The 12,427-nt window shown below is 71.0% G+C and carries 8 protein-coding genes; 3 read left to right on the forward strand and 5 right to left on the reverse strand.

What is annotated here, in order from left to right; all coding sequences use genetic code 11:
- Window positions 1–77: 77 nt before the first annotated feature.
- Entirely contained in the window at window positions 78–1,481 is a 1,404-nt protein-coding gene (locus GQ57_RS16240; RefSeq protein ID WP_034198402.1) for an MBL fold metallo-hydrolase RNA specificity domain-containing protein, read from the reverse strand.
- A 276-nt stretch (window positions 1,482–1,757) separates the two neighbouring features.
- On the opposite strand from GQ57_RS16240, the gene GQ57_RS16245 reads away from it, so the two are divergent.
- A complete protein-coding gene (locus GQ57_RS16245; RefSeq protein WP_031402417.1) occupies window positions 1,758–2,213 on the forward strand; it encodes a hypothetical protein in 456 nt (151 codons plus the stop codon).
- 313 nt (window positions 2,214–2,526) lie between these two features.
- On the opposite strand, the gene GQ57_RS16250 is transcribed toward GQ57_RS16245, so the two are convergent.
- From GQ57_RS16250 to GQ57_RS16265, 4 genes are read right to left on the reverse strand one after another with little or no spacing between them, the layout of a single operon-like run.
- Window positions 2,527–3,651, reverse strand: a complete 1,125-nt coding sequence (locus tag GQ57_RS16250) for an ABC transporter permease (protein ID WP_031402416.1) — start codon at window positions 3,649–3,651, stop codon at window positions 2,527–2,529.
- A gap of 2 nt (window positions 3,652–3,653) precedes the next feature.
- Window positions 3,654–6,497 (reverse strand): ribosome-associated ATPase/putative transporter RbbA, encoded by a 2,844-nt coding sequence (gene rbbA / locus GQ57_RS16255; protein WP_034198403.1) that lies wholly within the window; start codon window positions 6,495–6,497, stop codon window positions 3,654–3,656.
- Window positions 6,494–7,567, reverse strand: a complete 1,074-nt coding sequence (locus tag GQ57_RS16260) for an HlyD family secretion protein (protein WP_031402414.1) — start codon at window positions 7,565–7,567, stop codon at window positions 6,494–6,496. Before GQ57_RS16260 ends, rbbA begins: the two co-directional genes overlap by 4 nt.
- Window positions 7,564–9,060, reverse strand: a complete 1,497-nt coding sequence (locus GQ57_RS16265) for an efflux transporter outer membrane subunit (RefSeq protein WP_034198404.1) — start codon at window positions 9,058–9,060, stop codon at window positions 7,564–7,566. Before GQ57_RS16265 ends, GQ57_RS16260 begins: the two co-directional genes overlap by 4 nt.
- Window positions 9,061–9,615: 555 nt before the next feature.
- On the opposite strand from GQ57_RS16265, the gene GQ57_RS16270 reads away from it, so the two are divergent.
- Both GQ57_RS16270 and ftsH read left to right on the forward strand, forming a co-directional pair.
- A complete protein-coding gene (locus GQ57_RS16270; protein ID WP_031401542.1) occupies window positions 9,616–10,263 on the forward strand; it encodes a BON domain-containing protein in 648 nt (215 codons plus the stop codon).
- Between the two features lie 24 nt (window positions 10,264–10,287).
- Window positions 10,288–12,195 carry an ATP-dependent zinc metalloprotease FtsH gene (ftsH, locus tag GQ57_RS16275; RefSeq protein WP_034198405.1) on the forward strand — a complete coding sequence of 636 codons (1,908 nt, stop codon included), beginning with the start codon at window positions 10,288–10,290 and terminating at the stop codon, window positions 12,193–12,195.
- Window positions 12,196–12,427 lie beyond the last annotated feature (232 nt).

The raw sequence follows: 12,427 nt of genomic DNA on the forward strand, positions 1-12,427 counted from the left end.
TATGGCGTATGGCGTATGGCGTATGGCGGGAACCGCGTGCGATGTCCGGTTCCCGCCGCGCCGGGTGTGCGTTGTCGTCAGGATGAAAGCACGGCAGGGGCCTGCGTGCCGCCGGAGTCGATCGCGTCGAGATCGACGCACTGCGCGTACTCCGGCACCTCGCACGGCCAGTGCAGCCGCTCCGCGATGCGCCGCCGCAACGCATCGGCCGCCGCCGGTTCGCCGTGCGTGACGAAGGTCCGCACGGGCGCGCGCTGCATCGTGCCGAGCCAGCGGAGAATCTCCTCGTAGTCGGCATGCGCGGAGAGTGCCGCGATCGATTCGACCTGCGCGCGCACGCGCACGTACTCGCCGTGAATCTTCAGCGTCGGCTCGTGCGCGGCCAGTGCCGCGCCGCGCGTGCCGGCCGCCTGGTAGCCGACCAGCGCGATCGTGTTGCGTGCGTCGGGCGCGTAGCGGCTCAGGTGGTGCAGCACGCGGCCGCCCGTCGCCATCCCGCTGCCGGCGATGATGACCATCGGGCCGCGATGGTCGGCGATCGCCTTCGACTGCTCGACCGACCGGATCATCGTCGCCGCCTGGCCGAGCGCGTTCGCTTCGGACAGGGTCAGCCGGTGTTCGAGGAGATGGTGGCGATAGATCTCGGTCACGTCGGTCGCCATCGGGCTGTCGACGAACACCGGGACGCGCGCCATCCGGCCGGACGCCTTCAGGCGTGCGATGTAGTGCAGGATTTCCTGCGCGCGGCCGACGGTGAAGCACGGCATCACGACGACACCGCCGCGCGCGAAGGTCTTGTCGAACAGCGCGGCCAGTTCGCTTTCGGGGTCCGAATCCGGATGCAGCCGGTCGCCGTACGTCGATTCGACGACCAGGTAGTCCGCATGCGCGGGCGGCAGCGGCGGCTGCATGATCGGGTCGCGATAGCGGCCGAGATCGCCCGAGAACGCGAGCACCTTGTGATCCCAGTGCACCACGACGCTCGCCGCGCCGAGGATGTGCCCGGCCGGCAGCAGGCGGAACGCCAGGTCGCCGCCCAGCGCGGTGCACTCGTCGAAGGCGACGGGCGTCAGCAGGTGCAGCGCGCGCTGCGCGTCGTCCAGCGTGTAGAGCGGTTGCGCCGGATGATGCTTCGAATAGCCGTGGCGGTTCGCGAACTCGGCTTCCTCCTCCTGCAGCCGCGCGCTGTCGCGCAGCATGATGTCGCAGAGTTCGGCCGTGGCCGTCGTGCAGTACACCGGCCCGCGAAACCCGTCGCGCGCCAGCACCGGAAGATAGCCGGTGTGGTCGATGTGCGCGTGCGTGAGCACGACCGCGTCGAGCGTGCCGGGCGCGAGCGGCAGCGGGCGCCAGTTGCGCAGCCGCAGGTTCTTCGTGCCCTGGAACAGGCCGCAGTCGACCAGCACGCGCCGGTTGCCGTGCTCGATCAGGTACTTCGAGCCGGTCACGGTTTCGGTCGCGCCGAGAAAGGTCAGTTTCATGGATCGCCTCGCCGGCAAGGGGAGCAGTGAATCGATTACAGCGCGGACGAACCCGGAACGGTTGATGGAAATCAGGAATTGCCGGATTCGGCGGCAGGAAGGGCGCGGTTCGCGTCGTGGCGCGTCGCCGCGCCGGCTTGACGCCGGTCAACGTCCGGGCCGGGCGGTGGCATGATAGTGATTGCATGCGCGAATGCGATGTCGTGACCCCGCTGTCCGCGCATGCCGCGTACGCAACGCGCGGCGGGATCACGACGCTTTCGGAGCGGACTCATCATGACGTTGATCGCCAACCTGGACGGCGCGCGGACCGGCTACCGGCTGTGCTTCGTCCGCCGGCCCTGGGCGTGGTTCACCTGTCTGCCGCTCGACCTGCAATGCGGCGAACGCTGGGCCGACGCGCCTTACCAGGACGCCGCGCAACCCCCTTACAGCGATTCGCGCGCGCAGCTGCTGCGCGTGGCGTTCGACGCGCCGCGCCTGCTGACGCCCGAAGCCGGGCGCCACGGGCACGCGTGGAGCGTCGAGCAGATCAACGGCGGCGCGGTGCCGTGGCTGCGCAGCGAGGAATTCGTCGACGCGATGAAGCTGGCCGTGCCGGCCGGCGCGACGCTCACCGAATTCGTCGAGACGATCGAGGCCGCCGGCGGCACCGTCTACGGCCCGCTCGGCTGGGCTGAGCTGCCGCCGTGGCAGCAGCCCGGCATCGTGACGCCTGCCGGAACGGGCTGAGCGCCCGCGCAGGCGTTTCAGCCGGCGTCGCTCCAGCCGCCGCCGGGTGCGACGAACACGACGTAGAACGCGACGCTTCCCGCAGCCGCAGCCGCAGCCGCAGCCGCCGCGCGACCGCCGGCAGCCACGCCAGGGCCGGCCTGGCCGTATTGACTGTCGGCGACCGGAAGCGGCCCGTAGCCTTCGCTTCCCGCGTCGCAGCCGGCCTGCGCGAGCGCCAGTGCGTCGCGTGCCGATCCCCGGCGCGCTCGATCCGCGTCGACGGACTCCGCATCGACGGACGAACCCGCGCGCCGCGCGGGCGATCGGACGATTACGCCATCTGGCCGATCGTCTTCCGGAACCGCATCAGCGACAGCGCGAACAGCGCGCATCCGATCGCGAACAGCACCGCGAACTGCATCCAGACCGCGTCGAGGCCCGCGCCCCGATACAGGATGCGTTGCGCCAGCTCGACGAAATGCGTGGTCGGCGCGGCCAGCATGATGTCCTGGACGGCCAGCGGCATGCTTTCGCGCGGCGTGAGCCCGCCCGACAGCAACTGCAGCGGCAGCAGCACGAGCACCAGCAGCATGCCGAACTGCGGCATGCTGCGCACGAGCGTCGCGAGAAAGATGCCCATCGACGTCGTCGCGAACAGGTGCAGCGCCATCCCGGCGACGAACAGCGGGATCGACCCCGGAATCGGAACGTGCAGCGCGCCGTTCACGACCAGCGTCAGCGACGCGACGGCCGCCACCGTGACGACCAGCCCCATCGACCACACCTTCGCGAGCATGATTTCCGCGGCGGTCACCGGCATCACCAGCAGATGCTCGATCGTGCCGTGCTCGCGCTCGCGGATCAGCGCGGCCCCGGTGAGGATCATCGACAGCATCGTCACGTTGTTGATCAGCTCCATCAGCGCGCCGAACCACACTTCGTCGAGATTCGGGTTGAAGCGCATCCGCAGCGCCAGATCGACCGGAGGCAACGACGCGCCGCGATAGCGCCGCACGAACGCGTCGATCTCGCCCGACACGATCTGCTGGACGTATCCCGCGCCGGTAAACGCCTGGGTCATGCGGGTCGCGTCGACGTTGAGCTGGATCGTCGCAGGGCGGCCGGCGAGCACGTCGCGCTGGAAATCCGGCGGAATGTCGAGCGAGAACGTGTAGTCGCCGTTGTCGAGGCCGCGATCGGCCGCGCGCGCGTCGACCAGCGGGGGCGGCGCGAACTGCGGCGGGAAGAACGCCGCGGCGATCCGCGCGGACAGCGGCGAGGCGTCCTCGTCGACGAGCGCGATCGGCACCTTGTGCAGCGTCTCCGGGCGCGCGGTGGCGGCGACGTAGATCGACGCGCTGAACGTGTAGACGATGAGCGCGAGCAGGATCGGGTCGCGCGCGAGGCTCCAGAGTTCCTTGACCCCGAGCCGGAAAATGACGAGCAGGCGCGACATGGTCAGCGCTCCTGTTTGCGCAGCAGGATGCCGGTCATGACCAGGATGACCGGCGCCGCCGCGAGCAGCGGCCAGAACTGCGACGACAGGTCGCCGAAGCCGAGCGCCTTGTTGAACACCCCGCGGCTGATCGCGAGCATGTAGGTGGCCGGATAGACCGTGCCGACCCACTTGCCGGCGCCTTCCAGCGACGACAGCGGCGTGAGCAGCCCCGAGAACTGCACGACGGGTATCAGCGTGCCGACGATCGTCATGAAGATCGCGGCGATCTGGCTGCGCGTGAAGGTCGACGCGAACAGCCCGATGCCGGTGGCCACCACGTTGAAAATCAGCACGGCGGCCGCGAGCGTCATGAAGCTGCCCTTGATCCGCACGCCGAACGCGACGTCCGCCAGCACGACCATCAGCAGGAAGTTCAACATGGCCAGCATCACGTAGGGCGCCTGCTTGCCGAGCAGGAATTCGGCCCGCGTGACGGGCGTCACGTACAGGTTGACGATCGACCCCAGCTCGCGTTCGCGGACCACGGCGAGCGCCGTCAGCATCGCGGGCAGCATCAGCAGCAGCATCGGCATGATGGCCGGAATCATCGCGGGCAGGCTCCTGACGTCGGGGTTGTAGCGATAGCGCACGGCGATCTCGACCGCCGGGGCGAGCGACGCGCCGAGCCGGCGCTTCGCCTGGTCGCGCAGCCAGTTCTCGTGCATGCCGGCGACGTAGCCGCGGATCGTCTCGGCGCGCATCGGCATCGCGCCGTCGACCCACGCGCCGATCTCGACGCGCCGGCCGTGCGCGACGTCGCGGGCGAACCCGGGCGGAATCTCGATCGCGAGCGACAACTGGCCGTTGCGCATGCGCCGGTCGATGTCGCGCTCGTCCGCAAGCGGCGCGCGCGGCACGAAGTAGCGGGAGCCGGCGAGATTCTGCGCATAGTCCTGGCTCAGGATCGACTGGTCCCGGTCGAGCACCGCGAACGTCAGGTTGTCGACGTCGAGACTGATGCCGATGCTGATGACGCACATCAGGACCAGCGATCCGAACAGCGCGAGCGTCGCGCGCAGCCGGTCGCGGCGCAGCTCCAGCACTTCGCGCCACAGGTAGCTGCCCGCCCGCGCCGCGCTGAACCACGGGCCGGCGCGGCCGGCGCCGCCGTCCGTGCCGGCTTCGGCGCCCGGTTCGGCGCTCGTTGCGTCGGCAGGCGGCGCGGCGAGCCAGCCCGCGTCGTCGTCGGCGTCCGTCGGGACGCTGTCCGCGCGCTGCGCATCGGTCAGGTACGCGATGAACGCCTCTTCGAGCGTGCCGGCGCCGCGCGTGCGGACGAGTTCTGCCGGTGCGGCGCTGGCGAGCACGCGGCCCGCGTGCATCAGCGAGATGCGGTCGCAGCGCTCGGCTTCGTTCATGAAGTGCGTCGAAATGAAGATCGTGACGCGATCGTGCCGCGCAAGCTCGATCATCAGCCGCCAGAAATCGTCCCGTGCGACCGGATCGACGCCGGACGTCGGCTCGTCGAGGATCAGCAGCTCGGGCTTGTGCACCATCGCCACCGCGAGCGACAGCCGCTGCCGCATGCCGAGCGGCAGGCGCTCGGGCAGCGCGTCGAGCGCGCCGGCCAGCCCGAAGCGCTCGACCATCTCGGCGACCCGCGCCGGCACGTCCGCCTCCGGCACGCCGAACAGGCGCGCATGCAGCACGAGGTTCTGCCGCACGGTCAGCTCGCCGTACAGCGAGAACCCTTGCGACATGTAGCCGACCCGCCGGCGCGTGTCGATATCGTCCGCGGCGACCGGCCGCCCGAACAGCGTGGCCGTGCCCTCGGACGCGGGCAGCAGGCCCGTGAGCATCTTCATCGTGGTCGACTTGCCGCAGCCGTTGGAGCCGAGGAAGCCGAAGATCTCGCCGCGCCGGATCCGCAGGCTCACGTGATCGACCGCGACGAAATCGCCGAACCGCATCGTCAGCCCGTCGGCCTCGATCGCGTAGCCGGCGGCGTCGTCGGGCTGAAACGGCGCGATCCGGATCGGCTGGTGCCCGCGCCGCTGCTCGTCCGGGAGCAGCGCGACGAACGCGTCCTCGAGCGTGGCGCACCCGGTGCGGGCCAGCAGCTCGTCGGGGCTGCCGGTGGCCAGCACCCGGCCGGCATCCATCGCGATCAGCCGGTCGAAGCGCCGCGCCTCGTCCATGTAGGCGGTCGCGACCAGCACGCTCATCGCCGGCCGCGCGGCGCGAATGCGCGCGATCAGCTCCCAGAACTGCGCGCGCGACAGCGGATCGACGCCGGTCGTCGGTTCGTCGAGGATCAGCAGGTCCGGGTCGTGGATCAGCGCGCAGCACAGGCCGAGCTTCTGCTTCATGCCGCCGGACAGCTTGCCGGCGGGGCGGTCCAGGAACGGCCGCAGGCCGGTGCTGCGCGTGAGCGCGTCGATCCGGCGGCGCCGCTCCGCCGCGTCGTGGCCGAACAGCCTCGCGAAGAACTGCAGGTTCTCCTCGACGGACAGCGTGGCGTACAGGTTCCGGCCGAGGCCTTGCGGCATGTAGGCGATGCGCCGGCAGACCTGCGCGCGATGGCGGCGCGACGACAGGTCGCCGCCGAGGGTCCGGACCTGCCCCTGCTGGATCGCGCGGGCGCCGGACACCAGCGCGAGCAGGCTCGACTTGCCGACGCCGTCCGGCCCGATCAGCCCGATCATGCGGCCGGCCGGGATGTCGAGCGTCACGTCGTCGAGCGCACATGTGTCGCCGTAGCGCAGCGAGACGCCGGACAGCCGCGCGACCGGCGCGGGGTCCGGCGGCGCCGGCGGCGCTTCGGTCGAGCCTGCGCCGGTATCGGCGGGGAGCGCCGATTTCATTGAGGCACCTTGATCGCGAGGCGATCCGGCCAGGCGGCTTGCGGGTCGACCTTCAGCCACGCGACACCCGGCAGCCCCGTCTTGACGAGCTTCAGATGGCGCTGCAGCAGATCGCGGTCGATGCGCGCCTTCACCCGGAACATCAGCTTCTGCCGTTCGGTGGCCGTCTCGACCGTCTTCGGCGTGAACTGCGCGGTGCTCGATACATACGACACGCGGGCCGGAATCACGTATTCCGGCGCGGCGTCGAGCACGATCCGCACGTCGGCGCCGAGCGGCACGCGGCCCACCACCGTCTCGGGCAGGAAGAAGGTCATGTAGACGTCCGACAGGTCGACCACGTTGAGCACCTTGCCGCCGGCCGGCAGCACCTCGCCCGATTCGGCCACGCGATACTGGACGCGCCCGTCGCGCGGCGAGGTCAGATCGCTGTCCGAAATGTCGGCCTGCACGCGTGCGACCGTCGCCTGCGCGGCTGTCACTGCAGAATGCGCCGCGACGAGCTGGGCCCGGGTCGCGTCGATCGCGGCCTGGGCGGCGTCCACCTGTGCGCGCGCCGCGTTCACGGTGGCCCGCAGGCTGCCGGCCCGCGCGCGATCGTCGTCGAGTTCCTGCAGCGACGACGCGCCGTCGCGGGACAGCGTCTCGGAGCGCGCGAGCCGCCGCGTCGCCGCGTCCAGTTCGCTTTCCCGCTGGACGACGACGGCCTCGGCCGCCGCCTTGTCGCTGCGCCGCTGCGCGACCTGCGCGTCGATGCTCGCCGCCGTGTTCACGGCCTGTTGCTCCCGGGCGCGGGCCTCGTCGAGTTGCGCCTGCAGGACGACGATGTCCATGCGCGCGAGCGGCTGGCCGGCCTTCACGAAGTCGCCTTCGTCGACGAGCATCGCGGTGACGCGCCCCGGCAGCTTGGTCGCCACATCGATCTCGGTCGCCTCGATGCGGCCGTTGCCGCTCGCCAGGCCGGCATCGGCCTGCCCGTCGCGCCAGCGCGTCCACCCGTAAAACATGATGCCGATCGCGAGCACGGCGACGCCGGCCCCGATCAGAAGAGGGCGCTTTTGGATGTTCATCGTGTGGAATCCGGATTCGTCGAATCGTTGGTCGGTGGCGTGACAGCATCGTTGCGTTCGTGCGTGGCGCCGCCGAGCGCGCCGTACAGCGCGACGCGGCTCGACAGCAGCGCCCGGCGCGTCATCACCCATTGCTGTTCCGCGTTCATCAGGTCCCGCTGCGCGTCGAGCACCTCGAGGAAGCGGGTCGCGCCGCTGTCGTAGCGCAGCTTTGCGAGGCGCGCCCGTTCGGCCTGCGAGACCAGCGTGGCGTGCTCGATGCGCACCTCGTCGGCCAGCCAGTAGCGCGACGCGAGCGCGTCGGACACGTCGCGAAACGCGCGCTGCACCGTCCGTTCGTATTGCGCGAGCGCTTCGTCGCGCTGCGCGTGCGCCAGCGCGAGGTTCGAGCGGTTGCGGCCGCCGTCGATCAGCGGCAGCGTCACGTTCGGGATGACCGACCAGACGCCGGTGCCCGACGTCAGCAGGTCGTGCAGCGCGCTGCTGCCCGAGCCGATCGAGCTCGTCAACGCGATGCGCGGAAAGAACGCGGCGCGTGCCGCGCCGATGTTCGCGCGCGTCGCCTGCAGCTCGTGCTCGGCCGCGATCACGTCCGGCCGGTGGACGAGCAGCGACGACGGCAGGCCGGGGGCGAGCGACGGTGCGACGGCGCCGTCGTCGAGCGCGAGCGGCGCGCCGGCCAGATCCGGCGGCGCGCCGACCAGCAGGGCCAGCGCGTCGGCCGCCGCCGCGCGCGCCTGTTGCAGCTGGGCGCCGAGCGCTTCCGCCTGCTGCAGCAGGATGTCCGCCTGCGTCAGGTCGAGGCGCGAAATCGCGCCGGCCGCGTGGCGAAGCCGGAAGATCCGCAGCGACTCGCGCCGCGTGTCGATCGTCGCGCGGGTCAGCGCGATGCGCTCGTCGTACTCGCACAGGGTCAGGTACGCGTCCGCGACCGCGGTGATCACGCTCAAGGTCGTGGCGCGCCGCGCGGCGTCGCTCGCGAGATAGCGTTGCAGCGCCGCGTCCTTCAGGTTGCGCACGCGGCCCCAGAAATCGATTTCCCATTGCGTTTCGGCCAGCTGGACGTCGTAGACCTGGCCGATGAATGGCGTCGGCGTCAGGAAGCCGCCCGGTGCGCGAAATCGCGCATAGGCCGCGCCCGCGCCGATCGTCGGCCACTGATCCGCGCTGCGGATGCCGTAGACCGCGCGGGCCTGCCCGACGCGCGCGACGGCGGCGCGCAGGTCGCGATTGTTGGCCAGCGCCTGCGCGATCAGCGCCCGCAGACGCGCATCGACGAAGTAGTCCTGCCACGCGGGCACCTGTGCGTCGGCGGGCGCCGCGCCGGCCGACGGATCGGGAAAGACGGCGGGAATCGGCGCGGCGGGACGGTCGTCGCGCGGCGCGAGCGACAGGCATCCGGACAGCACGCCGAGACTCGTTGCGAGCGCAACGAGGCGCACGGACCGGACGGCTGCGGAGCGGAAGACTGCGGAAAGCGCGATGGCGCGCATGGAAGGCCTCGGCGAATACGGGAACGCAGGGTGGCGCCGCCTCGTGACGTCGCCGCTTCGGGGTTCACTTATATCCGACGATTGCAGCGCCGACCCTTGATCTGAATCACCTCGGCGGGATTGCGTTTCGAGCGGTGCTTCGGTTGACAGATCGGCGGTTCATGAAGGTTTACCGGGGCGCGGCGCTTGCGACGAGGTGGTGCGGGAGGGGCGTCGCGGGCCGTGTGGTGCCCGGGTCGCGATCGCGTCGCAGCCCTGCTGCGCGATCGATTTGCATTCACCCGGGCATTCGGCCGTCGTTCGCCACGTGGCACGTGCCACGTGCCATCCGCCATCCGCCATCCGCCACCCGCCACCCGCCACCCGCCACTCGCCACTCGCCACTCGCCACTCGCCACTCGCCACTCGCCCGGCGGCCGCTGCCGCGGCCGCCGGCATGCGGTTGGTTGATCCTCGTCAAGCCGCCGGCGTCGCGGTGCGCGATGCTGGATCCGGTGCGGCCAGACGCCGATCGCCCGCCCGGCGACCGGCATGCGGCAGACGGGAGACCGAGACATGAAATCCGATGCGGCACTCAAGCAGGATGTCGAGCAGGCGCTGTTCTGGAATCCGGCGATCGATGCGCGCCGGATCGATGTCGACGTACGCGACCGGATCGTGACGTTGCGCGGCACGGTCGACAGCTGGGCCCAGAAGCTCGAGGCGCAGAAGGCGGCGCTGCATGTCGAGGATGCGCGCGCGCTGGTGATGGAACTGACCGTCACGCCGCCGGAGAGCGCCTGCGCGGATCTGGAGCTGGCGATCGCGATCACGTTCGCGCTCGGCTGGCAGGAGGCGCTGCGCGACCACCGGATTCGCGTCGAGGTCGATCACGGCTGCGTGACGCTCGACGGCGAAGTGGAGCATGCGTTCCAGAGCCGGGCGGCGGAAGCGATGGTGAGCCGGATGATCGGCGTCGTCGGCGTCGCGAATCGCATCCAGGTGCGGGCCGACCGGACGGTGCCCGACGTCGGCACCCGGATTGCCGAAGCGCTCGCGCGGCGCGCGCAGCGCGAATCCGCGGGGATCTCGATCGACGCCGACGACGGCGTCGTCACGCTCACGGGCACGGTCGCGTCGCTCGCGGAGCGGCGCGCGGCGTGCGGCGCGGCCGCGTCGGTCAGGGGCGTGCGCGAGGTCGTCGACCGGCTGACCGTCGCCTGAGCGGCCCGTCGTGCGCCGGATGCCATGAAGAAACCGTTCGACTACGCGGGGCTGCTGATCCCGCTCGCGTTCGCCGTTCTGGTCGCGTATCAGTGGCTGATGGCCCAGCCGGCGACGACCACGATCTCGTACAGCGATTTTCACCGGCTGGTCGACGCGCGGCTCGTCGACGATCTGGACATCGGCCAGGCGTCGATCTCGGGCGCGCTGCGCATGCCCGAAGCCGGCGCGCTGCTGCCGGCCGCCGACGCGGCGGCCGTGAAGAAGGCGGGGCCGCCGTGGCGCTTCACGACCAACCGGGTGGCCGACGATCGACTCGTCGCGGCGCTCGCGGCCGCCGGCATCCGCTATCGCGGTGCGCCGGATTCGGGCTGGCCCGGCGCGCTGCTGGCGTGGGGGCTGCCGCTGGTCGTCATGGTGCTGTTCTGGAGCTTCATGATGCGCCGGCCGGGCGGCATCCGGGATCCCGGCAGCATGGGGAAGAGTCAGGCCCGCGTGTACGTGCAGCAGGAAACCGGCATCACGTTCGACGACATCGCGGGTATCGACGAGGCGAAGGCCGAGTTGCAGCAGATCGTCGCGTTCCTGCGCAATCCCGAACGGTATCAGCGGCTGGGCGGCAAGATTCCGAAAGGCGTGCTGATCGTCGGCGCGCCGGGCACCGGCAAGACGCTGCTCGCGCGCGCGGTGGCCGGCGAGGCCGCCGTGCCGTTCTTCTCGATCAGCGGCTCGGCGTTCGTCGAGATGTTCGTCGGCGTCGGTGCGGCGCGCGTGCGCGACCTGTTCGAGCAGGCGCAGCAGAAGGCGCCGTGCATCGTGTTCATCGACGAACTCGACGCGCTCGGCAAGGCGCGCGGCGTCGGCCTGATGTCCGGCAACGACGAGCGCGAGCAGACGCTCAACCAGCTGCTCGTCGAGATGGACGGCTTCCAGGCCAACTCGGGCGTGATCATCGTGGCCGCGACCAACCGGCCGGAAATCCTCGATCCCGCGCTGCTCCGCCCCGGGCGGTTCGACCGCCACATCGCGATCGACCGGCCCGACGTGAACGGCCGCCGGCAGATCCTCGGCGTGCACGTGAAGCGCGTGAAGCTCGCGGACGACGTCGATCTCGGCGAGCTGGCGCAGCGCACGCCGGGCTTCGTCGGCGCGGATCTCGCGAACGTCGTCAACGAAGCGGCGCTGCATGCGGCCGAACTCGGCAAGGCGGCGATCGGCATGGCCGACTTCGACGAGGCGATCGACCGCGCGATGACGGGCATGGAGCGCAAGAGCCGCGTGATGAACGAAGAGGAAAAGCGCACCATCGCGTATCACGAAGCGGGGCACGCGCTCGTCGCGCAAAGCCGCGTGCACTGCGATCCGGTGAAGAAGGTGTCGATCATCCCGCGCGGGATCGCCGCGCTCGGCTATACGCAGCAGGTGCCGACCGAGGATCGCTACGTGCTGCGCAAAAGCGAGCTGCTCGACCGGCTCGACGTCCTGCTCGGCGGGCGGGTGGCCGAGGAGATCGCGTTCGGCGACGTGTCGACCGGTGCGCAGAACGACCTGGAGCGTGCGACCGCGCTGGCGCGGCACATGGTCATGCAGTACGGGATGAGCGCGAAGCTGGGCCTGGCGACGCTCGACGACCCGTCGGCACGGGGCGGTTCGCCCGGCGTATGGACGCCGGGCGACGGCCGCTGCAGCGAACACACGGCCCGGTTGATCGACGAAGAGGTGCGCGCGCTGCTCGAGGCGGCGCACGGGCGGGTGGCGGCGACGCTCGGCGAGCATCGCGACGCGCTCGACCGGATCGCGCAGTGCCTGCTGCAGCACGAGTCGATCGATCACGACCGGCTGGCGGCGCTCGTAGCCGCGCCGGACGCGGCGGGCGGCCCCTCCGGGCCGGTGCGGGACACCGCCGAGACGACGAGCGACGCGTCGGCTTGAACGTGCCGGCGATCGTGTCGGTCGGCGGCCGATGCGGGCGTCGCCGTTGCGCGGTTGTGTCGTGTCGTCGGCCGCGCTCGCGAGCGGGTGAAGGAAGCCGTTGATCGTCGTGCCGCCCGTCGCCGCGCCGGCGTGCGAGGGGAGGCGGCCGGTGACGATCGCGCCGCACTGCAGGTTTCGAAGGAACGTAAGCTCGGACGCGGCGCGCCGCTCTGCCGGCTCGGCGAGCGGC

Source organism: Burkholderia sp. MSh2 (assembly GCF_000731655.1).
Classification (GTDB): domain Bacteria; phylum Pseudomonadota; class Gammaproteobacteria; order Burkholderiales; family Burkholderiaceae; genus Burkholderia; species Burkholderia paludis.